The sequence below is a fragment of the Aeromonas sp. QDB63 genome, assembly GCF_027707425.1.
Classification (GTDB): Bacteria; Pseudomonadota; Gammaproteobacteria; order Enterobacterales; family Aeromonadaceae; genus Aeromonas; species Aeromonas caviae.
The window spans coordinates 150,436-170,673 of the sequence record NZ_JAPCIS010000002.1; the positions used below are offsets into that span (position 1 = coordinate 150,436).

Sequence of the window (20,238 nt, forward strand, 5' to 3'; positions counted from 1 at the left end):
AGGCTATGTAGCTCAGTTGGTTAGAGCATCGCACTCATAATGCGGGGGTCACAGGTTCGAATCCCGTCATAGCCACCATGTTTGAAAAACGTTCCTTCAATCATCCGATTGCAAAGAACACTGTTGGGGCATCGCCAAGCGGTAAGGCAGCGGGTTTTGATCTCGCCATACCTAGGTTCGAATCCTAGTGCCCCAGCCATTTTTGCTTGTATTCGACGCAAGTCGTGCACAAGACGGCTATGTAGCTCAGTTGGTTAGAGCATCGCACTCATAATGCGGGGGTCACAGGTTCGAATCCCGTCATAGCCACCATTATTCTTGCGGAAGTGGCGAAATTGGTAGACGCACCAGATTTAGGTTCTGGCGCCCTAGGCGTGAGAGTTCGAGTCTCTCCTTCCGCACCATCGAAAGCAGTACCAAACAGACCAGCTCAGGCTGGTTTTTTTGTATCCGGCGTTTGCCGCTCTTCTTCCCCTCTCCACGCCATCGCACGCCTGCAACGCCCCGTATGTATCAACGGCTGAGCCTTGTGCTCTCCTCTGCGACAGCGCAATGCCCTGCTCCGGCGTGATGCCGCCCTTTTCATCTCGCAGAGCACTGCGGGCAATAAAAAGGCGGCCCGCAGGCCGCCATATCGTTTGCTGTCGTCAGAACGGGAAGAACCAGGGGATGGCGATGACGCTTACCACCATCACCAGCAAGGTGAAGGGCACGCCAATGCGCACGAAGTCCATGAACTTGTAGTTGCCCGGGCCCAGCACCAGGGTGTTGACCGGCGACGAGACTGGCGTCATGAAGGCTGCCGAGGCGGCGATGGCGATGGTCATGGCAAAGGGATAAGGCGATACCCCCATCTGATGGGCCGTCCCCAGCGCGATGGGCGCCATCAGCACCGCCGTCGCCGTGTTGGAGATGAAGAGCCCGATGACGGCACAGAGCGCGAAGAGGCTGGCCAGCATCACCCTGGGGCCCATCTCCCCCACCGCCGAGATGAGCGCGCCGACGATGAGATCCACCCCGCCGGTCTGCTGCAATGCAAGGGCAAAGGGCAACATGCCCACGATGAGGATCAGGGTCGGCCAGTGGATGGACTTGTAGGCACTCTCCAGATCGATGCAGCGGAACTTGCCCATCAGCAGGCAGGCGATGAGCGCCGCAATGACGTTGGGCACGGGATCCGTCACCATCAGTACTATCATGACCCCGAGGGCAATCAGGGCGTGGATGGCCTGGCTGCGGGCCGGCGCCATCTCGTCCACTTCCGCAGGCAGGCCCAGCAGCAGAAAATCGCGATGATGGGTCTGCAACTGACGAATGAGGCTCCAGTTCCCCACCACCAGCAGGGTATCCCCCATCTGCAGCGCCTCGTCCACCAGCTTGCCGGTCAGCGCCTCTCCATCCCGGCGGATCCCCACCACGCTCAGACCGTAACGGGAACGGAAGGTCACCTCGCGGATGCTCTTGCCGAGCAGCCGGGAGCCAGGGATGAGGGAGACCTCCGCCATGCCCACCTCCCGCGCCTGGTCGGAGAAATACTCTCCGCGCAATATCATGGGCTCGAGCCGCGCCTCGCTGCAAAACTCCCGCACATCCACCTCGGGATCCGACATGTCGATGAGCAGCACGTCCTTGGCCTGGAACTCGGTCACCCCGGTGACACTGACCATCACCCGCCTGAACTTGCGCCAGCGCTCCATCCCGATGACGTTGGCCCCGAAGCGAGCACGCAATTGCAGCTCGTCCAGGGTCTGGCCGATCAGGGGGGAATCGGGCCGGATCGCCAGTCGGCGTGCTCGCCCCGCCAGCCGGTAGTCACGGATGAGATCCCGCATGGTGCTGCGTCCCATCTGCTTGCCCTTGCCCTCCTCTCCTTCACGCACCAGACGGTTGCGCATCAGCAGCATGTAGAGGATCCCCATCCCCAGAATCATGACTCCCATGGGGGTAAAGCCAAAGAAGCCGAACCCCTGGATGTCGTGGCGCATCAGTTCACTGTTGACCACCATGTTGGGCGGCGTCGCCACCAGCGTCATCATGCCGCTGATAAGGCCGGCAAAGCCGAGCGGCATCATCAGTCTGCCCGCCGGGATCCCCATCCGGTTCGCCACGCTCAGCACCACGGGGATGAAGATGGCCACCACCCCGGTCGAACTCATCACGGCCCCCAGGGTCGCCACCGCCACCATCAGCAGCACCAGCATGCGGGTTTCGCTGCTGCCGGCCACCTTCACCAGGGCATCTCCCACCTGATAGGCGATGCCGGTACGCACCAGCCCCTCCCCCACCACGAACAGGGCGGCAATCAGAATGACGTTGGGATCACTGAATCCTGCCAGCGCCTGCGGCAGGGTCAGGGTGCCGCTCAACACGAACAGGATGATGATCAACAAGGCGACCACGTCCATGCGTACCTTGTTGGTAATAAACAGGAGAATGGCACCCACCAGCATGCTGAGCACCCAGATCAACTCGGAATTCACACTTGCTCCTTTTGTTCAACGTCAACCACGGCCGGCCTCGGACGCCATCAGACCACAGAGCCCGTCCCCCTGATTTGTTACATATCAAGAAAGAGGAGACCGCATCATCTCACATTCAGGTTCAGTTGCGGCCATTTTACCGGTCCGTGAACGCAGTCGGTCGCCCTTCACATGTCGGGGTAAAAAGTGCTGCACGCTCCCCCCGCCCCTCCTAAAATGGGCCCGCCGCGGCCTGAGCCGCCCTCTCACCCCTTGCCCTTCGGAGACGACATGACCCAGCACACCCCGGCCTACCCGGCATTCACCTTCTTCAGCCGCTTTGTCGCCGACATCCAGGCTGGCCGAAAGACCATCACCATCCGCGACGAGAGCGAGGCAAACTGGCGGCCCGGCCAGCGCCTGGCCCTGTTCACCAACCCGGAACACCAGCCTTTTGGCACCATTGAAGTCATCTCGGTCAAGGCGGTCGCCTTTGAGGCGCTGAGCGACGAGCACGCCCGTCAGGAGAACATGACCCTCCCCGAGCTTAAAGATGTGATCCGCGATATCTACCCCGCACTGCCGCCCCTTTATGTGATTGAATTCGTGCTGATTGAAGCCTGATTTTGTGAGCTGCCTCAGCTAACGCCGGTTGCGCTCACGGGCCAAAAGCGCACAATGACTGTTTTTATATACAGTCATTGGTGTCTTATGGAAAAACAACTCGAACCGGCCATCGCAGCCATGGTGGCAGACTTCATCGCCGCAGGTCGTCCCAAGGCGAGCCAGCTGAGCTGGCAGGCGCGCCGTGACGGCTACCTAGCCTCTGCCCTGTTGGGCGGTGAGCGGGAAGAGGTGGGCGCCATCGAAGAGTGGCAGGCCGATCACCACGCCATCCGCTGCTATCGGCCCGCAGACAAACCGGACCCCGCGTATCCGGTGCTGATCTATTTTCACGGCGGCTGTTTTGTCAGCGGGGATTTCGAGACCCACGATCGCCAGATGCGGATGCTGTGCAACCGGACCAGCGCCCTGATCTTCGCCGTACACACCCGCCTCGCCCCGGAACACACCTATCCTGCGGCTCACGACGATGCGCTGGCCGCCACGCAGGCCATCATGGCCGAGGTGGAGAAATGGCATGGAGATCCGGCACGTCTCGCCATTGCTGGCGACAGCGCAGGGGGTCATCTCGCCCTGGTCACCACCTTGCGGCTCAAGGCTGCCAGCGCCCCCTTGCCCAAGGCCCTGCTGCTTCTCTATCCCATGCTGGATGCCCTCTGCGAGAGCCAAAGCTACCGCGATCTCGGTGACGACTACCTCATCACCCGGGACATGCTCGCAAGCGGTTTTCACGCCTACCTGGGCAGCCTGCCCCCCAGCCATCCCGAAGCCAGCCCGCTCCACCATCCCGCCCTGTCAGGATTACCGCCGACCCATATCGTCACGGCGGAATATGATCCGCTACGCGACGAAGGGGAAGCCCTGTATGGCAAGCTGGTGCAGGCTGGCGTCGATGCCACTTGCCAGCGGCAGCATGGCGTCATCCACGGCTACTTCCAACTGGCGGCCATCAGCCCTGCCGCTCGTCAGCTCATCGACCAGATAGCCATGATGCTCAGAAGACTCTGAGTTGGAACCGGCCCCCAAGCCGTGTTAAAAGTGTCTCTTTTGAATCAGGGAGGTAACCCGAGTGTTCGAGATAGCGAGCCTGAAAGAGGGCATGATGCACGGGGTGGAGCTGTTCCAGCTGCTGCTGGAGATCATCTCCATCGCATGCGTGGTCATCGGCCTTGGCAAGACCCTCTGGCTGGCGGCCAGAGTGCGGGATCACGAGCCCGGCTTTCCCCGTATCCGCCTCTGCTTCGGCAGCTGGCTCATCCTGGCGCTGGAGTTCCAGCTCGCTGCCGACATCCTGGCCACCACGGTGGCCCCCAGCAAGGAGGAGCTGGTGCGCCTCGCCATCATCGCGGTCATCCGCACCTTCCTGAACTACTTCCTCGGCAAGGAGCTCGATGCCCAGGCCGAGCGCCAGCAACCCGAGCCTGTCAGGTCACCTTCCCGCCCCGACGCCCGATGAGCGGGCTGAGTGGCACAAGGCCACGACACGGAAGGAAAGGCACCTGCCTGATCCCATGAAGAGGGCTCCCCGCGGGGAGCCCTCTTTGTATCCGATAGCAACCATCAGGCGTGCTTGCTGGCCAGCTCGTGGCGCTTCAATGCCAGCAAGGTGACCAGCAGGGCGGCGGTGGCGATCAGCGCCATGCCGATATAGGTGGCGCTGAAACCGGGTGCCAGCTCGGCCGGGCTCAGGCTGGCCAGGTTGTGGCTGCTGCCCGCTGGCAGAGCGGAGTGAAACAGCACGGAGCAGATGGCCACCCCGACCGCGCCCCCCAGCTCGCGGCCGAAGTTGAACAGCGACATGCCGATGCCGCGATCTTCACGTGGCAGGGCGTTTTGCACCACCACCGACAGCGCCGGCAGCACCAGGCCCAGCCCCAATCCGGCAAACCCCAGTCCCACTCTGGCCCAGAGGTCGAAGTGGATCTGCCACAGGGCCAGCGCTGCCAGGGCAAAACCTGCCACCACGAAACGCTTGTAGTGACCGGTGCGACCGATGAGCTTGCCGCCGACGAAGGCCCCCGCCGTGATGCAGACCATGAAGATCACCATGATCCCGCCACTGTCACTGGCGCTCATCCCCTTTTGCCACTGCATCTGCAACGGCAGGTAGACCAGCACGGCAAACATCAGCAACTGCGAGGCCAGCGCCAGCAGCACGCTCACCAGATAACCCGGCAGGCGCACCAGGTGGGCCGGCAGTATGGGGTCGTGCGCCCGCCGCTCAGTCAGGACGAGCAGCAACAGGACAACCCCCTGCGCAGCCGCGAGCCAGACGGCGGGCAAGGCCGCTTCCGGCGAGAGCAGCAACAGGGTGAGGGTAGTGACCGTAATGAGCAGTGCCGCTCCCTTCCAGTCGAAGCGGCTGTGGCGACGCACATTGAGGTGACCCAGATTGCGGTTCACCAGCCAGAGGGCGATGGCACCGAGAGGCAGATTGATCCAGAAGATCCAGCGCCAGCTGAGCTGCTCGGTAAAATAGCCACCGAGCAGCGGGCCTGCGATGCTGGAGACCGCATAGACCGCCGAGATATACCCCTGATACTTGCCCACCTCCCGTGGCGGAATACAGTCGGCGATGACGGTGAAGGCGAGCGCGATCAGCCCCCCGCCCCCCAACCCTTGCAGCACGCGGGCTGCCAGCAGGGTCGGCAGATCCTGGGCCAGGGCGCAGGCCACGGATCCAGCCAGAAACAGGCCGATACCGATGTTGAGCATGCGTACCCGGCCGAACATGTCGCTCAACTTGCCATAGATGGGTAGGGCCGCAGTGGCCGCCAGCAGATAGGCGGTCACGACCCAGGTGAGGGCGGCACCGGCGTTCAGCTCAACCCCTATGATCGGCAAGGGGGTGGTGACGATGCTCTTTTCCAGTGAGCCCAGGGCGATCACCAGGGCCACGCTCGAGAAGACGGTTTTGGGGGACATAGGCAGGCTCGCTCATGTGAGATATCGGCACAGGGGGTACAAGGCACATTATTGTCTCATAAATCATTAGCCGATGGTCAAAACCACTGCCAACCATGATGAAGGTCGCGACATCTGCGAGCCGGATCTGCTAGGGTGAGTCTTTGCCGAAGAGGACGCCCCCCATGCCCCTGTCATCCCCCTGCGATCATCACCAGAGTGAACAGCCCCGATTCGACGAGTACGACGCCCTGATCTTCGACATGGATGGCACCCTGGTGGACTCCATGCCTCTGCACCTGGATGCCTGGGAAATCACCAGTGCCGAGTTCGGCCTGCCGTTTGATCGGGCACAGCTCAACGAGTACGGCGGCATCCCCACCCGCAAGATAGTGACCATGCTGGCAGAGCAGCACGGGCTGGCCATCGACGTGGAGGCCTTCGCCCGCCGCAAGATTGCCCTCTATCTGGCACAGATCGACAGGGTCAGCGTCTTCCCCGCTATGTGGGAGCTGGTCAAACGCTGCCACGGCAAGGTGCCCATGGGCATAGGCACCGGCTCATCCCGGGAGCATGCGGCGTACATCCTGCGTCAGACCGGGCTCGATGCCTTCATCTCCGTGCTGGTGAGTGCCGATGATGTGGTCAATCACAAGCCCCACCCGGACACCTTCCTGAAAGTGGCCGAGCAGCTCGGCGCCAACCCGGCCAACTGCCTGGTGTTTGAAGACACCCGGATAGGCATTCAGGCGGGCAAGGCCGCCGGCATGACCACCTTGCTGGCCACCGAAGGGGCACTGCAACGGGTGTGAGCGGTGCGGGCCCATCCTAACCGACTGGCCCGCACCAGTTTACTCGGCCTCATTCTCCCCCTGCTTCCCACCTGCCGGTGCCGGGCCGTCCGGCCGCTCAAATCCCAGATCTGACATGCAGTTGTCAAATTCCGACTCCCCCGGTTTGCCATGCTCCTTGCAGCTCTCAAACGCCGCTTTCATCTCGGCCGACAGCTCGCGCGGAGGCTTGGGCGGGGTACGGCTGCCCTGATCGCCCGCTGCGGCGGTCAGAGTAGTGAGGGAAAACAGCAAAGGCAGAACAATCTTCATGGCATGACTCCAAAACGGGTGGCATACACCGGCATGGTGCGGCGATGGCCCACGGCAGCGGGCGGCATCATGCTAGCGAATCGCCGCGAACTGATGGGTCAAGGGGAGGTAAAGAGGGTGTCAGGTCGGCGTAAATCTATAAAAAACGCCCCAGACGGGGCGTTGTTTTCATGGCGGCCATTACATGGCGTTGGTGGATTCGAAGATCTTGTCAGCCGACGCTTCGACGAAGCCAGGGTAGAGCACGCCATCGGCCTGCGGGTAGCGCAGGGCGAATTCGTAGAAACAGCTCGGGATGGTGCGCACGCCGTCGCTGAAGGGCACGTCCGCCTTGTCGGCCATGGTGGAGGATTGCTCCAGCATCACCTCGGGATCGCCCTTCACCTCGCCGCCAACGGTGTTGAGCACGAAGCCTGCCGCCTTGAGCGCCGCATTCACCTGCTGGATGGTGTCGAAGTCCTTCAGGCGGTTGATGTTGACGGTGAAGTGGTTGGCACGATAACCCCAGGCGGCCATCCAGGCGGCATACTCGCTCTCCGCCAGCAGGGTCTGGTAATCGGCCCAGGATACCTGCCAGGGAGCGCCGGCATAGAGGAAGGCCTGGGTGTCGGTGAGGTGATCGGGTACCTGATCCACCAGCTTGTGGATGATGGCCTGGGCACCTTCGGAGAGCTCTTCCACCTTCAGCTCGCTGATGAACACCTTGGGCGCATCAGGATCTTTATGCTCGAAGTGTTTGGCATAGAGCTTCTTGGCCTTGAATACATACTCGCCCTTCTCTTCGTACCCCAGGGCGCGGAAGTGGGCCGCCAGTTTCTCGAGACCGAGCTTGGGCAAGTTGTAGGTCCGAAACGCCACGTGATCGTTGATGATGGGGGCACCGCCGCCCAGCAGTTGATGAACCTTGTGAGCACTGGGGGTGACCTGAATGTAGTTGTCCCACAGATGGCCAAACAGGGTGTCGATATCCTTTTGCATCTCTCTTTCCTTTGATTGCGGGTACAGACAGGGGCACCTGTTCAGTGCCCCTCTTTTATTTTCTTGTTATCAGAAGGTCAGACCGGGAGACAGCTGATCCGGCATAGCAGCCTTGCTGTCTTCGACGGAGGCGACCGGGTAAGCACAATAGTCGGCGGCATAGTAGGCGCTCGCTCTGTGGTTGCCGGAGGCACCGATGCCGCCGAAGGGGGCGGCACTGGAGGCGCCGGTGATGGGCTTGTTCCAGTTGACGATACCGGCACGGATGCGCTTGAAGAAGTGGTTCCAGTCCGCTTCATTGTCACCGAGCAGGCCGGCCGAGAGACCGAAACTGGTGGCGTTCGCCTTCTCGATGGCCGCATCGAAGTCGTCGTAGCGAATGAGCTGCAGCAGCGGGCCGAAGTACTCCTCATCCGGCAGCGCGCTGACCGCGGTCACGTCTATGATGCCCGGGGAGACAAAGCCGGTGCCCGCTTCCAGGTGCTTGAGGGCAAGCAGGCTTTCACCACCGAGGCGCTGCAGGTTGGCTTGCGCCTCGACCATGCCGAGTGCGGCCTTCTCGCTGATCATGGCGCCCATGAACGGCTGCTCGGCGGCGTCATAGAGGCCGACCTTGATCTGGCCGACCACCTCCACCAGGCGCTTGACCAGGGCATCGCCCCGCTCGCCGCGCTCGACAAACAGACGGCGCGAGCAGGTGCAGCGCTGGCCGGAGGTAATGAAGGCGGACTGCACGATGGCATGGACGGCGCCGTCGATGTCGCTCACATCTTTCACGATCAGCGGGTTGTTGCCACCCATCTCCAGTGCCAGGATCTTGCCCGGCTGGCCGGCAAACTGCTGATGCAGGAAGTGGCCGGTACGGGAGGAGCCGGTGAAGAAGAGGCCGTCGATGTCCGGGTTGCCGGCCAGCGCCTTGCCGGTGTCGACCTCCCCCTGCACCAGGTTGAGCACCCCCTTGGGCAGCCCCGCCTCTTGCCAGATCTTCAGCATGGCCTCGGCCACCATGGGGGTCAGCTCTGAAGGCTTGAACACCACTGCGTTACCCGCGATAAGCGCAGGCACTATGTGACCGTTGGGCAGGTGGCCCGGGAAGTTGTAGGGGCCGAACACGGCCACGACGCCATGGGGCTTGTGGCGCACGAACGCCTTGGCGCCCGGCATGGGGTTTTCCACCGTACCGGTACGCTCCTCATGGGCGCGGATGGAGATGGCAATCTTGCCCTGCATGGCCGCCACTTCAGTGCGGGTCTCCCACAGGGGCTTGCCGGTTTCACGGGCGATGGTCAGGGCCAGCGCCTCCTTGTGCTCGCCGAGCAGGTCGGCATAGCGGCGCACGATGGCAAGGCGCTCTTCAAGGGCCAGATCGGACCAATGGTAGAAGGCCGTGCGGGCCGCCTTGACGGCCGCATCCACCTGGGACTGGCTTGCCGCCTCACCACGCCAGATCACCTCGTTTTTGGCCGGGTCGATGGATTCGAACGGCTTGCCTTCACCGGCCAGCCACTGGCCATCGATACACTGGACTAAAGACATCATCAATTCACTCCCTGTGGGTACGCAGGCCACCTCGGCAGCCTGTCTCAATGCTGTGCTGCGGGGCGGGTCAATCCAGATCGACGACGCGCACCATGTCGCCATTTTCCACCTTGAGGGCGGCCGCCATCTTGGGCGGAATGATGGCTTCGTGCTTGTCCAGATCGACCCGGATGTTGCCGTAGCAGGCGCGGTATTGCTCGAACCTGGTGTTGCAGATGAGGTAGGTATGGCCGCCGATGGGCTCACCCACCAGCACCGCCAGCTTCTGGCTGCGGCGCACGCTGCGAATGTTCTTCACCTCGCATTCGACGGTGGGGCCGGCGTCGAAGATGTCGACATAACCGCGATTCACGAACCCCTCATCCTGCAGCATCTTGAGGGCAGGCCGAGTCTTTTCATGGGTCTTGCCGATGACGGCGCGCGCCTCGTTGCTCAGCAGATTGACGTAGATGGGGTACTTGGGCATCAGCTCGGCGATGAAGCGCTTCTTGCCGATGCCGGTGAGATAGTCGACGGTGGGAAAATCCATCGAGAAGAAATGTTTTTGCAGCCACTCGTAGAAGGGGCTATGGCCGTTGCCATCGGAGACACCACGCATCTCGGCAAAGACGGTACTGTCAAACAGCTCGGGGTGTTCGGCCATGAACAGGAAACGGTGCTTGGAGAGCAGACGGCCGTTGAGCCCCTCGCGGGCGCATTCACGCAGAAACAGGGTGCAGAGCTCGGAATTGCCGGTGTAGTCGTTGGAGAGGGTGAGGGTTTCCACGACATTGTAGATGCCGAGCTTGGGGGAGGAGTGCACCACCTTGCCGATGTGATAGTTGTAGAACGCCTGGGACAGGCCGACCGCCGCGTCGATGGCGCAGGTACCGACCATCTCCCCGGTCTCCAGATCCTCGGCCACGAAGAAATAGAGGCACTCGCCCTTGCCGGCGGGCTTGTCCAGGAAGGTCTGGGTCGAGGCATCGATCTTGCGTTGCAGCAGCTCGTCGTTGACCGGCAAGGATGTCATGCCGGTGCCGGATTCGATGGCACAGGTCTTGAGGCCGGCGAAGTCGCGCTGCTCGATAGGACGGATAACCAACATAAATGACAACTCCCTTTCATTGACGACAGGTGGGGTCCCGGCTCCTGCCGGGAGGGCTCCCCACCTCAATTTGGATCAGGCGTTGACCACCTGAGCGACCGCTTTCTCGAACCGTGCCAGCCCTTCCTTGATGTCCGCTTCCGGGATCACCAGGGAGGGGGCAAAACGCACCACGTTGGTACCGGCGACCAGCGCCATCAGGCCCTGATCGATGGAGGCGAGCAGGAAGTCGCGAGAGCGGCCCTTGAAGTCATCGTTGAGCACGGCGCCCAGCAGCAGGCCCTTGCCGCGCACTTCGCTGAAGCAGTGGTACTTGGCGTTGATGGCTTCCAGCCCTTCGCGGAACAGCTGCTCGCGCTGCTTGATGCCGCTCAGCACTTCCGGGGTGTTGACCACGTCGATCACCGCCTCGGCCACGGCACACGCCAGCGGGTTGCCGCCGTAGGTGGAGCCGTGAGTGCCCACTTTCAGGTGGGAGGCGATCTCGGTGGTGGTCAGCATGGCCCCGATGGGGAAGCCGCCGCCCAGCGCCTTGGCGCTGGTGAGGATGTCCGGGGTGATGCCCAGGCCCATATAGGCAAACAGCTCGCCGGTACGACCGACACCGGATTGCACCTCGTCATAAACCAGCAGGGCGTTGTGCTTGTCGCACAGCTCGCGCACCCCCTTGGCAAACTCGTCGGTGGGGCTGATGATGCCACCCTCGCCCTGCAGCGGCTCCATCACCACGGCGCAGGTGTTGTCGGAGATGACGGCAGCCAGCTCCTCCAGGTTGTTGTAGGCGACGTGGGTGATGTCGGCAGGCTTGGGACCGAAGCCATCGGAGTAGGCAGCCTGGCCGCCGACGCTGACGGTAAAGAAGGTACGGCCGTGGAAGCCCTGGTGGAAGGCGATGATCTGGGTCTTGTGGGCCCCGAACTTCTCGATGGCGTAGCGGCGGGCCAGCTTGAGGGCCGCTTCGTTCGCTTCGGCGCCGGAGTTGCAGAAATAGACCTTCTCGGCGAAGGTGGCGGCGACCAGTTTCTTGGCCAGGCGCAGGGCCGGCTCGTTGGTCATCACGTTGGAGAGGTGCCACAGCTTCTCACCCTGGGATTTCAGGGCCTCGACCAGTTTGGGATGGCAATGGCCCAGGCCATTGACCGCGATCCCGCCCGCGAAATCCACATACTCGCGGCCTTCCTGATCCCAGACACGTGACCCCTCGCCGCGCACCGGGATGATTTTGGCCGGCGCATAGTTGGGAACCATCACTTCATCAAACACTTCACGTGTCACTGCCAACAACTCTGACATATTGCTCTCCTGCTATCTCGCGGCAGAATAATCCACCGCCCAAAAGTTAAATCCGTGTAAACGTGGCGGAATTATCACAGAAAAAAAGTAAAAAGTCTGTAACTTAACCGCCTATAAGGAACAATGTTCGATTGCCTTTGAGATTTTAGGCAACCGCATTGCATAACGGCTCAGGGGGTGTTGGCAAGAGATAATTTGGACAGGGAGGAGGGTGAATAAAGTCTCAGGGAAATTTTTTTTTGCCTCATGACGGTTTTGAGACAGACATCGCAATTTTTTCAGGAAACGGCCAAAAAGTTGGCCAGCAACTGGTGCCCCTGTTCGCTCAGAATACTCTCCGGATGGAACTGCACTCCCTCCAGCGCCAGCGTTTTATGCCGCAGCCCCATGATCTCGTCCGGGCTGCCATCGGCATGTTCGCTCCAGGCGGTAACCTCGAAACAGTCGGGCAGCGACGCCGCCTCCACCACCAGAGAATGATAGCGGGTCACCCGCAGCGGGTTGTTGAGCCCCTTGAACACCCCCTCCCCTTTGTGACGGATGAGAGAAGTCTTGCCGTGCATCACCTGACGGGCACGCACCACCCGGGCACCAAAGGCCTGTGCCAGGGACTGATGGCCGAGACAGACGCCGAGGATGGGGATCTCGCCGGCAAAACGGGAGATGGCGGCCAAAGAGATGCCCGCCTCGTTTGGCGTGCAGGGGCCGGGAGAGATCACCAGATGGCGGGGTGCAAGCCGGGCTATCTCCTCCAGGCTCAGCTCATCGTTACGCCTGACCACCACCTCTTGCCCCAGAGCGCCGAAGTATTGCACCAGGTTCCAGGTAAAGGAGTCGTAGTTGTCGATGAGTAGCAGCATGCAAACACCCTGGGAATAAGACAGAGACGGTGATCGGACAGCCCGTTGCGAGCGCGGGCAGACAAACGCCGCGCATTCTGGCATGTCTCTTTGCGTTAATAAACCGGCGATCACCTCACCTGCTGTGCAGTCTGTCCGCTCTTCAATGGCGATCCGGGCCTGTCGACCCCACCCGGCGGTGGGCCTGTCCCCGACCGGGCAGCATCAACCGCTCCATGTCAGGATGGCAAGGTAAAAGAGACGGGAGGCGACCGGGAAAAGGGCACAGGTCGTGACAGGCAGATGGGAAGGAGTCACCTTGGCAAGGGCTGACAACGGACCTCAGCGGTCCAGATAACGGCCCTGTTCCAGTTCCCGTTCCCGCTGGCACTCGGCCAGATAGATGGCAGCCGCGATGGCCGGGGTCTTGTGGTGCTTGTCGATGGCGTTGGAGACCATCAACTGCAAGGTATTGAGGCTCTTGGCCTTGCGAAACTTGCGCAGCCAGTGACCCTTGTCACCCAACTCTTCACTCAGGGTTTGTGATTCGACAGACATGCTTTCTCTTGGGGCAAAGCCCGTGTTTGACATTGGGGAGGTTGCGACAAACCGGAAGGTGTAAAACAAAGAAAGCCAGGCATCCACCCAGCTCTCTTCTACTACACCTTCCCAGTATGTCAGGCTCGAGGAACGAAGCCGACGACATCATATACGCTGATCAGGGTTTTTTCAGCCCTTTCACGCGCCTTTTGTGCGCCAGCCGCCAAAATGGCCTGCAGATGGGCCTCATCCTGACGCAGCTCGCGGAAGCGCGCCTGGATGGGTTCCAGCAAGGCGACCACGGCATCGGCCGTTTCACTCTTGAGGTGGCCGTACATCTTGCCTTCGAAGTGCTGCTCCAGCTCCGGGATGGAGCGGCCGGTCACACCGGACATCAGGGTCAGCAGATTGGAGACCCCCGGCTTGTTTTCGGGATCAAAACGCACCACGGCCGGCTCGTCGGAGTCGGTCATCGCCCGCTTGATCTTCTTGACGATCTGCTTGGGATCTTCCAGCAAGCCGATGAAGTTGGCCTCGTTGTCGTCGGACTTGGACATCTTCTTGGTCGGGTCCTGCAGGCTCATCACCCGGGCCCCTTCGGTCGGAATGAAGGGTTCCGGCAGGGTGAAGACTTCGCCATAGAGGTTGTTGAAGCGGGTGCAGATGTCGCGGGTCAGCTCCAGATGCTGCTTCTGGTCATTGCCAACCGGCACCTGATTGGCCTGATAAAGCAGAATGTCGGCCGCCATCAGCACCGGATAACCGAACAGGCCGACGTTGACGTTGTTCTCGAAACGAGCGGACTTGTCCTTGAACTGGGTCATGCGCGACAGCTCGCCCATCTGGGTGTAGCAGTTCAGGATCCAGCCGAGCTCGGCGTGCTGGGGCACGTGGGACTGGATGAAGACGGTGCTCTTGGCCGGATCGATCCCCACCGCCAGATAGAGGGCGGCGGCGTCGAGGCACGCCTTGCGCAAGGCGGCCGGATCCTGGCGAGTGGTGATGGCGTGCAAATCGACGATGCAATAGAGGCAGTCGAAGTCATCCTGCATGCTGACCCACTGACGCAGGGCTCCCATGTAGTTGCCGATGGTCAGCTGGCCCGAGGGTTGGGCACCGCTCAATACGATTGGTTTAGTCATCAGAGTAGTAATCCTTGTTATCCGCCAGCCCGGTCTGGATCAGACCAGCAGGGCGTCGAGTTCGGCAAACTGCTCGCAAACCCAGTCGGGGCGGGAGTCTGCGATAGGGCGGCCATAGTTGTAGCCATAGGTGAGCCCCACCACCTTCATGCCGGCGGCCTGGGCGGCCAGCACGTCATTTTCGGAATCCCCCACCATCAGGGTGCGGGACGGGCTGACACCCAGCTCGTGGCAGGCGTGCAACAGCGGCTCCGGGCTCGGTTTCTTGACGGGTACGCAGTTGCCCCCGAGCCAGAGTGCGAAACAGTCGCTGATGCCGAGGGCCTCCAGAATGGGCTGCACGAAGTGGCTCGGTTTGTTGGTCACCACGGCCTGCTGGTAACCCAGCCCCTGCAGACGGCGCAGGCTACGGGCCACTCCGTCATACATGGCCAGGCCTTCCAGCAGACAGGCCTGATAGTGACGGTCGAACAGGGGGCGGGCCTTGGCAAACTGCTCCGGGGCGTCGCGGTAATCGAGAGCCCGCTGGATCAGCTTGTCGGCGCCGTTGCCGACCCAGGTACGCACCACGGCCTCGTCGGCCTCGGCCAACCCCAGATCCGCCAGGGTACGGTTGACCGCCAGCGCCAGTTGCGGGGCGCTGTCAATCAGCGTGCCATCCAGATCGAACAGCACCAGGTCAAAGGGGCGATCAGCGACGGACATGGGCAAGCTCCGCGCGCATCTGGTCGATCACCGCCTTGTAATCCGGCTTTCCGAAGATGGCTGAGCCCGCCACGAACATGTCGGCACCCGCCTCGGCAATCTCGCGAATGTTGTCGACCTTGACCCCGCCATCGATTTCCAGGCGAATGTCGCGGCCGCTCTCGTCGATCAGGCGGCGCACCTGGCGCAGCTTGTCGAGGGTGCCGGGGATGAAGCTCTGACCGCCAAAGCCCGGGTTGACAGACATCAGCAGGATCACGTCCAGCTTGTCCATCACGTACTCCAGGCAGCTGAGCGGGGTCGCGGGGTTCAGCACCAGACCGGCCTGGCAACCCTGCTCCTTGATGAGGCCCAGGGTGCGATCCACGTGATCAGAGGCTTCCGGGTGGAAGGTGATCAGGCTGGCACCGGCCTTGGCAAAATCAGGCACGATGCGATCCACCGGCTTGACCATCAGGTGCACGTCGATGAGCGCTTCGATGCCGTAATCGCGCAGCGCCTGACAGACCATGGGGCCTATGGTCAGGTTGGGGACATAATGGTTGTCCATCACATCGAAATGGACCACGTCGGCCCCGGCGGCCAGCACCTTGGTCACATCCTCACCCAGACGGGCAAAGTCGGCGGAGAGGATAGAGGGGGCAATCAGAAAGTCTTTCATCAGCGTCATCCATTGGCAGCGTGGCAGAAAAAACGGCGCAATTTTATCGCAAAAGGGCGATGAAAACGACCCGCATCTACAGAACACGCCGCTCCGGCACCATCGCCGGCAAACGATGCCAGGCGCGGCTCACGGAATACCAGCGGCAGCATCAGAAATGACAACGGCCCCCTCAGGAACCGTTGTTCACTCAGCCTACGGCAACCAGCTCCGCCTCACCGGGATAATAGCCCTGTTCGGGCTCGATGCCGGGCGGATAGAGCGCCAGCAGCTCGGCCACCTTGTTGCGACCACCGCCGTTGCGGCTGATGGTGCGCTTGACCAGGATCTCGTCGAGCCGGGCGCCACGATAGAGCTCGCGGGTCAACTCGATGTCATGGTTGCTGATGAGCACGGGCACCCCTTTATGGGCGGCGGTGTGGCGAGCCAGCCTGGCCAGCAGCGCCTGATCGTCCAGGGTGAAACCGCCTGCCGAATAGGTGGTGAAACTTGCCGTGGTGGAGAGGGGGGCATAGGGCGGATCGCAGTAGATCACCCAGTCTTCCTCTGCACGGGCCATGGCGTCGGCATAGCTTTCGCAGATGAACGTCGCCTTCTGCGCCTTCTCGGCAAACGCCCACAGCTCTTTCTCCGGGAAGTAGGGTTTCTTGTAGGAACCGAAGGGAACGTTGAACCCCCCCTTCTTGTTGTAACGGCACAAGCCGTTGAAACCATGGCGATTCAAAAACAGGAACAACTGAGCCCGTTCAAACCCGGCCGCGGTCTGGTTGAACTGGGTACGCAGCCGATAATAGGCGGTCTTGTGGTTGTGCTCGGCCACGAACAGCTTGCGGGCCTCGCTGATGAAGCTGTCCGGCTGCTGCTTGAGGTGGTTGTAGAGGCCAATGAGATCCGGATTGATGTCGTTGAGCACATAGGCGTCGTAATCCGTGTTGAGAAACACGGATCCCGCCCCGACGAAGGGCTCCAGCAACACACGCCCGGCCGGCAAACGCTCGGCGATCTCTTCGACCAGGGAGTATTTTCCCCCGGCCCATTTTAAAAACGCGCGTGTTTTTTTCATGGAAGTCCGGTGTTGACAAGGCTATGCCCAAAAAAGGGGGGTGATTCTACCCCCTTCTTCGGGTGGCTGGCTATTGCTTCAATTCTTTTTGTATCTGGGCGAATGACTTGGGCCAGGGTTGTCCCTTGAGCAAGGCAGGTGACAGCTTGCGAATGGCCGCCTTGGCCTGGGCACTGCTGGCGTAGTCTCCCTGCACCACCACATACCAGGGACTGCCACGGAAGCGGGTCTTGTAAACCCACACCTTGCCCGCCAAGCCATGCTCGGCCACAAAGCTGTCTACCGCCTTGGTGTTGCTCGCCCCCATCAACTGGATGCTGTAGTGATTCTTCGGCTTCTTGTTGAGAGTCGCCACCGGCGTCAACGCCACCTTGGCCGCCGGGGTCGCTACCGGCGCTGTCTGCGCGCCACTGGCCGGTTGAGCCTCTGTTCGCGGGGCACTGTTCGGGGCCGGATTCTTGACCTGGGCCGTCGTTCCGGTCGGGACCGCACGGGAACCGCTCCCCACCAGCTCATCCACCACGGCCGTGGGCAAGGCGCCGCTGACGTTCGGCTGGTTCATCAATTTCTCGACCACTTCGTCGGAGATGACGACCCGGCGCCCCTCATAGTTGGTTGACTCCGTGGTGACCGTCTCGCTCTCGACCTTCTTGGGCAAGGGCTTGGCATCGGACTGCCAATCGCGGGCAACCTGATTCCCTGACGGGATGGCAGCGGCGCCACTGCTCGTCTGAGTACTCAGGGCCCCGCTCGCCGCACCGACGTTCACAGGATCGCTTGAGACGGGATCGGGCAACGCCGTCCCCTGGGACGGTGCCTGGGCGGGGTCCTGGCCTGCACTGTCGAACAGGGGCAGATAGCTCAGGGCCAGCAACCCGCCCGCCAACAGGGCAAGCACGATCGCTATCTTCTTGACGGGCAACTCGGCCTGACGTTTCTTGGGCCTTCTGTCGGTCATGGTATCCTCCAGTAACTGCATGATGGCTGACGGATGTCCGCCCGCCCCATTCAGGATCTCTTCCACTTTCGGCTTGGGCAAGAGGGCTGTCGGGATCTTGAGCTCTTTGGCCTTCTCATACAAGAAGATACGTTGCTCAGGAGCGCTCAGTGGCGCGACCTCCAGCTCGAGGGCTGGCATGGCTCGTCCCTTGAGGAGCGCCTTCTGGTTGCGACACCAGGCGTCATCACCCGAGAGCAGGATGGCCAGTTTATGAGGAGATGCCAAGGTATCGTTGTGACGACAGAGCGCCCACAACTCCCCCACCAGCTCGGCAGGCAAGGTATCGGCACGTTCGATGATGAGCAGCAGTCTGGCAGGCTTGTCACCCACCATGCGAAAGAAGCTGTCCGCCAGGGCATCCTGCGCGTTGAACAGGGGACGTGCCACCACCTGCTGCAACAGCAACTGGCGCACATCCGCCATCTTCATGGACGGGCTGCCGATGAGGCTGGCCACCTGCACCGCATCGGGCAGTTGGGCAAGCAACGACTCGCACAGTGTGCCACGGCCACTGCCTGGCTTGCCGGAGAGAAAAACAAAGGGGTGGTTGAACTCGATCAGGTGCAGCAGCCGGTCAACCAACTGCCGCTGAGAAGGCAGTTTGAGCAATTTATTAGTGGTCACGACCAGACTCGATCACCGCCATCAATTGCTCGTCTGTCACATCGGCCACGACCTGGGCCTGTCCGATCCCGATCGGCAGCACCAGCCTCAGTTTGCCTTCCAGCACCTTCTTGTCACGGCGCATATGGCGAATGAAGGCGGCAAAATCCATATCGGACGGTGCCTTGACCGGCAAATCGGCGGCCAACAGCAGATCGCGGACTCGTGCCACCTCTTGCGCCGTCATGTCGCCACGGGCCAGGGCCGTCTCGGCCGCCAGCATGGTTCCCGCCGCCACGGCTTCACCGTGCAGCCAGTTGCCATAACCCTTCTCCGCCTCGATGGCATGGCCGAAGGTATGTCCCAGGTTCAGCAAGGCGCGCACGCCGTGCTCGGTCTCGTCCTGACCGACCACATCGGCCTTGATCTCGCAGCAGCGGCGAATGGCATAGGAGAGTGCATCACCGTCGAGGCGCTGCAGGCGAGTCATGTTGGTTTCGAGCCAGGAGAAGAAGGCGGCATCCCAGATGATGCCGTATTTGATCACCTCGGCCATGCCGGCGGCAAATTCCCGGGCAGGCAGGGTCTTGAGGCAGTCGGTATCGATGATCACATGCTTGGGCTGATAGAAGGCACCCACCATGTTCTTGCCGAGAGGATGGTTGACGGCGGTCTTGCCGCCGACGGAAGAGTCAACCTGGGAGAGCAGCGTGGTAGGCACCTGAATAAACGGAATGCCTCGTTGGTAGCTTGCCGCAGCAAAGCCGACAACATCACCTATCACACCGCCCCCCAGAGCGATCAGAGTGGTATCACGACCATGGCTGGTTTCCAGCAGAGCAGACATGATCCGCTCGAAGGTCGCCAGGGTTTTGTAGGCCTCGCCATCGGGCAGGATCAGGTGTTCCACCTGAAAACCGGACAGCAACTGAATGATCTGTTCAAGATACAGGGGCGCGACCACGGTATTGGTCACTATCATGACCCGCTTGCCCTTGATCGTCTGCGCCAGTACCTCGGGGCGTTGCAGCAGACCGGCAGCTATCTCTATCGGGTAGCTGCGTTCACCCAGTTCGACCTTCAACCTTTCCATGGACGTCCTCTAATGAATTACATACCAATCAACTTGACGATTTGATTAGCGACAACTTTGGCACTTTGGTCATCCGTCTGGATGACAAAATCGGCAACCTCTTCGTACAGGGCGTTGCGCTCTTGCGCAAGACGCTCAAGCACTTCACGGGGCGGCTCTTCGGTTTGCAGCAAGGGACGACGCTTGTCTCTCTGGGTTCGCGCCAATTGCTTTTCAATGGTGGTTTCGAGGTAGACCACGATGCCGCGTGCGGAGAGTTTGTTGCGGGTTTCACGGCTCTTGATGGCACCGCCACCCGTTGCCAGCACGATACCCTGCTGTTCGGCGAGCTCACCGATCACCTTCTCTTCGCGGATCCGGAAGCCTTCTTCGCCTTCAACATCGAACACCCAGCCGATATCGGCACCACTGCGGCGCTCAATCTCATGATCTGAGTCGAAAAACTCCATGTGCAGTTGTTCTGCCAGATGTCTACCTATGGTGCTCTTGCCCGCACCCATGGGACCTATCAGGAAAATATTGCGTTTCTCAGCCATGTCTTTTCGTTAGTAATTACAAACTGTATGGCCCCGGTAAACACTCGACCGGGGTACCTATGAACCTTA

At 61.2% G+C, this 20,238-nt stretch carries 20 protein-coding genes and 4 tRNA genes; 8 read left to right on the forward strand and 16 right to left on the reverse strand.

Going from position 1 to position 20,238, the window contains the following annotated elements:
- Nucleotide 1: 1 nt before the first annotated feature.
- The 4 genes from PG879_RS02185 (at nucleotide 2) to PG879_RS02200 (ending at nucleotide 404) form a co-directional block, all read left to right on the forward strand.
- Nucleotides 2–78, forward strand: a tRNA-Met gene (locus tag PG879_RS02185).
- A gap of 46 nt (nucleotides 79–124) precedes the next feature.
- A tRNA-Gln gene (locus tag PG879_RS02190) sits at nucleotides 125–199 on the forward strand.
- A 36-nt stretch (nucleotides 200–235) separates the two neighbouring features.
- Nucleotides 236–312, forward strand: a tRNA-Met gene (locus PG879_RS02195).
- 8 nt (nucleotides 313–320) lie between these two features.
- Nucleotides 321–404 (forward strand) — tRNA-Leu (locus PG879_RS02200).
- Nucleotides 405–647: 243 nt separating this feature from the next.
- On the opposite strand, the gene PG879_RS02205 is transcribed toward PG879_RS02200, so the two are convergent.
- Nucleotides 648–2,480, reverse strand: a complete 1,833-nt coding sequence (locus tag PG879_RS02205; protein ID WP_113977792.1) for an SLC13 family permease — start codon at nucleotides 2,478–2,480, stop codon at nucleotides 648–650.
- Between the two features lie 270 nt (nucleotides 2,481–2,750).
- On the opposite strand from PG879_RS02205, the gene yqfB reads away from it, so the two are divergent.
- From yqfB to PG879_RS02220, 3 genes are all read left to right on the forward strand, one after another.
- Nucleotides 2,751–3,083 carry a N(4)-acetylcytidine aminohydrolase gene (gene yqfB / locus PG879_RS02210; RefSeq protein WP_042014549.1) on the forward strand — a complete coding sequence of 111 codons (333 nt, stop codon included), beginning with the start codon at nucleotides 2,751–2,753 and terminating at the stop codon, nucleotides 3,081–3,083.
- Between the two features lie 87 nt (nucleotides 3,084–3,170).
- Complete coding sequence (locus tag PG879_RS02215; protein WP_270829643.1) at nucleotides 3,171–4,091, forward strand: alpha/beta hydrolase; 921 nt, start codon at nucleotides 3,171–3,173, stop codon at nucleotides 4,089–4,091.
- Between the two features lie 61 nt (nucleotides 4,092–4,152).
- Entirely contained in the window at nucleotides 4,153–4,539 is a 387-nt protein-coding gene (locus PG879_RS02220; RefSeq protein WP_010673839.1) for a DUF1622 domain-containing protein, read from the forward strand.
- 104 nt (nucleotides 4,540–4,643) lie between these two features.
- Here the strand turns inward: PG879_RS02220 and PG879_RS02225 are convergent, their stop codons facing one another.
- Nucleotides 4,644–6,008, reverse strand: coding sequence for an MDR family MFS transporter (locus tag PG879_RS02225; protein ID WP_270829644.1), 1,365 nt, complete (start codon nucleotides 6,006–6,008; stop codon nucleotides 4,644–4,646).
- A 164-nt stretch (nucleotides 6,009–6,172) separates the two neighbouring features.
- Between PG879_RS02225 and PG879_RS02230 the strand changes: the two genes are divergently transcribed.
- The gene (locus PG879_RS02230) at nucleotides 6,173–6,799 is read left to right on the forward strand and encodes an HAD family hydrolase (protein WP_270829646.1); all 627 of its coding nucleotides are present in this window, start codon (nucleotides 6,173–6,175) and stop codon (nucleotides 6,797–6,799) included.
- 39 nt (nucleotides 6,800–6,838) lie between these two features.
- On the opposite strand, the gene PG879_RS02235 is transcribed toward PG879_RS02230, so the two are convergent.
- From PG879_RS02235 to aroK, 14 genes are all read right to left on the reverse strand, one after another.
- Nucleotides 6,839–7,090 (reverse strand): hypothetical protein, encoded by a 252-nt coding sequence (locus PG879_RS02235; RefSeq protein WP_048207156.1) that lies wholly within the window; start codon nucleotides 7,088–7,090, stop codon nucleotides 6,839–6,841.
- Between the two features lie 180 nt (nucleotides 7,091–7,270).
- Entirely contained in the window at nucleotides 7,271–8,068 is a 798-nt protein-coding gene (locus PG879_RS02240) for a DUF1338 domain-containing protein (protein WP_270829647.1), read from the reverse strand.
- A 69-nt stretch (nucleotides 8,069–8,137) separates the two neighbouring features.
- Nucleotides 8,138–9,607: a succinylglutamate-semialdehyde dehydrogenase gene (gene astD / locus PG879_RS02245; protein WP_143237210.1), complete on the reverse strand. Its 1,470-nt coding sequence runs from the start codon at nucleotides 9,605–9,607 to the stop codon at nucleotides 8,138–8,140.
- 67 nt (nucleotides 9,608–9,674) lie between these two features.
- Nucleotides 9,675–10,694 carry an arginine N-succinyltransferase gene (gene astA, locus PG879_RS02250; RefSeq protein WP_039039587.1) on the reverse strand — a complete coding sequence of 340 codons (1,020 nt, stop codon included), beginning with the start codon at nucleotides 10,692–10,694 and terminating at the stop codon, nucleotides 9,675–9,677.
- Between the two features lie 75 nt (nucleotides 10,695–10,769).
- On the reverse strand, nucleotides 10,770–11,987 hold the full coding sequence (locus PG879_RS02255) for an aspartate aminotransferase family protein (RefSeq protein WP_041212571.1): 1,218 nt from the start codon (nucleotides 11,985–11,987) through the stop codon (nucleotides 10,770–10,772).
- A 278-nt stretch (nucleotides 11,988–12,265) separates the two neighbouring features.
- Nucleotides 12,266–12,847, reverse strand: coding sequence for an aminodeoxychorismate synthase component II (locus PG879_RS02260; protein ID WP_041212570.1), 582 nt, complete (start codon nucleotides 12,845–12,847; stop codon nucleotides 12,266–12,268).
- A gap of 321 nt (nucleotides 12,848–13,168) precedes the next feature.
- The gene (locus tag PG879_RS02265) at nucleotides 13,169–13,384 is read right to left on the reverse strand and encodes a hypothetical protein (protein WP_010673831.1); all 216 of its coding nucleotides are present in this window, start codon (nucleotides 13,382–13,384) and stop codon (nucleotides 13,169–13,171) included.
- 119 nt (nucleotides 13,385–13,503) lie between these two features.
- A complete protein-coding gene (gene trpS, locus PG879_RS02270) occupies nucleotides 13,504–14,508 on the reverse strand; it encodes a tryptophan--tRNA ligase (RefSeq protein WP_010673830.1) in 1,005 nt (334 codons plus the stop codon).
- Between the two features lie 39 nt (nucleotides 14,509–14,547).
- On the reverse strand, nucleotides 14,548–15,213 hold the full coding sequence (locus tag PG879_RS02275; protein ID WP_045525578.1) for a phosphoglycolate phosphatase: 666 nt from the start codon (nucleotides 15,211–15,213) through the stop codon (nucleotides 14,548–14,550).
- Nucleotides 15,200–15,874, reverse strand: a complete 675-nt coding sequence (rpe, locus tag PG879_RS02280; RefSeq protein ID WP_270829648.1) for a ribulose-phosphate 3-epimerase — start codon at nucleotides 15,872–15,874, stop codon at nucleotides 15,200–15,202. The genes PG879_RS02275 and rpe overlap by 14 nt, the downstream gene beginning before the upstream one ends.
- A 190-nt stretch (nucleotides 15,875–16,064) precedes the next feature.
- Complete coding sequence (locus PG879_RS02285; protein WP_029314124.1) at nucleotides 16,065–16,937, reverse strand: Dam family site-specific DNA-(adenine-N6)-methyltransferase; 873 nt, start codon at nucleotides 16,935–16,937, stop codon at nucleotides 16,065–16,067.
- Nucleotides 16,938–17,007: 70 nt separating this feature from the next.
- The gene (locus PG879_RS02290; protein ID WP_270829650.1) at nucleotides 17,008–18,561 is read right to left on the reverse strand and encodes an SPOR domain-containing protein; all 1,554 of its coding nucleotides are present in this window, start codon (nucleotides 18,559–18,561) and stop codon (nucleotides 17,008–17,010) included.
- On the reverse strand, nucleotides 18,551–19,633 hold the full coding sequence (gene aroB / locus PG879_RS02295; protein WP_039039582.1) for a 3-dehydroquinate synthase: 1,083 nt from the start codon (nucleotides 19,631–19,633) through the stop codon (nucleotides 18,551–18,553). Before aroB ends, PG879_RS02290 begins: the two co-directional genes overlap by 11 nt.
- A 17-nt stretch (nucleotides 19,634–19,650) precedes the next feature.
- Nucleotides 19,651–20,169: a shikimate kinase AroK gene (aroK, locus tag PG879_RS02300; RefSeq protein ID WP_010673824.1), complete on the reverse strand. Its 519-nt coding sequence runs from the start codon at nucleotides 20,167–20,169 to the stop codon at nucleotides 19,651–19,653.
- Between the last annotated feature and the right edge of the window lie 69 nt (nucleotides 20,170–20,238).

Excerpts from the sequence above, each read along its gene's own strand:
- yqfB (WP_042014549.1), top strand. The coding sequence starts at position 2,751 with ATGACCCAGCACACCCCGGCCTACCCGGCATTCACCTTCTTCAGCCGC.
- PG879_RS02215 (WP_270829643.1), top strand. The coding sequence starts at position 3,171 with ATGGAAAAACAACTCGAACCGGCCATCGCAGCCATGGTGGCAGACTTC.
- PG879_RS02225 (WP_270829644.1), bottom strand. The coding sequence starts at position 6,008 with ATGTCCCCCAAAACCGTCTTCTCGAGCGTGGCCCTGGTGATCGCCCTG.
- PG879_RS02230 (WP_270829646.1), top strand. The coding sequence starts at position 6,173 with ATGCCCCTGTCATCCCCCTGCGATCATCACCAGAGTGAACAGCCCCGA.
- PG879_RS02235 (WP_048207156.1), bottom strand. The coding sequence starts at position 7,090 with ATGAAGATTGTTCTGCCTTTGCTGTTTTCCCTCACTACTCTGACCGCC.
- PG879_RS02240 (WP_270829647.1), bottom strand. The coding sequence starts at position 8,068 with ATGCAAAAGGATATCGACACCCTGTTTGGCCATCTGTGGGACAACTAC.
- astD (WP_143237210.1), bottom strand. The coding sequence starts at position 9,607 with ATGATGTCTTTAGTCCAGTGTATCGATGGCCAGTGGCTGGCCGGTGAA.
- astA (WP_039039587.1), bottom strand. The coding sequence starts at position 10,694 with ATGTTGGTTATCCGTCCTATCGAGCAGCGCGACTTCGCCGGCCTCAAG.
- PG879_RS02255 (WP_041212571.1), bottom strand. The coding sequence starts at position 11,987 with ATGTCAGAGTTGTTGGCAGTGACACGTGAAGTGTTTGATGAAGTGATG.
- PG879_RS02260 (WP_041212570.1), bottom strand. The coding sequence starts at position 12,847 with ATGCTGCTACTCATCGACAACTACGACTCCTTTACCTGGAACCTGGTG.
- PG879_RS02265 (WP_010673831.1), bottom strand. The coding sequence starts at position 13,384 with ATGTCTGTCGAATCACAAACCCTGAGTGAAGAGTTGGGTGACAAGGGT.
- trpS (WP_010673830.1), bottom strand. The coding sequence starts at position 14,508 with ATGACTAAACCAATCGTATTGAGCGGTGCCCAACCCTCGGGCCAGCTG.
- PG879_RS02275 (WP_045525578.1), bottom strand. The coding sequence starts at position 15,213 with ATGTCCGTCGCTGATCGCCCCTTTGACCTGGTGCTGTTCGATCTGGAT.
- rpe (WP_270829648.1), bottom strand. The coding sequence starts at position 15,874 with ATGAAAGACTTTCTGATTGCCCCCTCTATCCTCTCCGCCGACTTTGCC.
- PG879_RS02285 (WP_029314124.1), bottom strand. The coding sequence starts at position 16,937 with ATGAAAAAAACACGCGCGTTTTTAAAATGGGCCGGGGGAAAATACTCC.
- aroB (WP_039039582.1), bottom strand. The coding sequence starts at position 19,633 with ATGGAAAGGTTGAAGGTCGAACTGGGTGAACGCAGCTACCCGATAGAG.
- aroK (WP_010673824.1), bottom strand. The coding sequence starts at position 20,169 with ATGGCTGAGAAACGCAATATTTTCCTGATAGGTCCCATGGGTGCGGGC.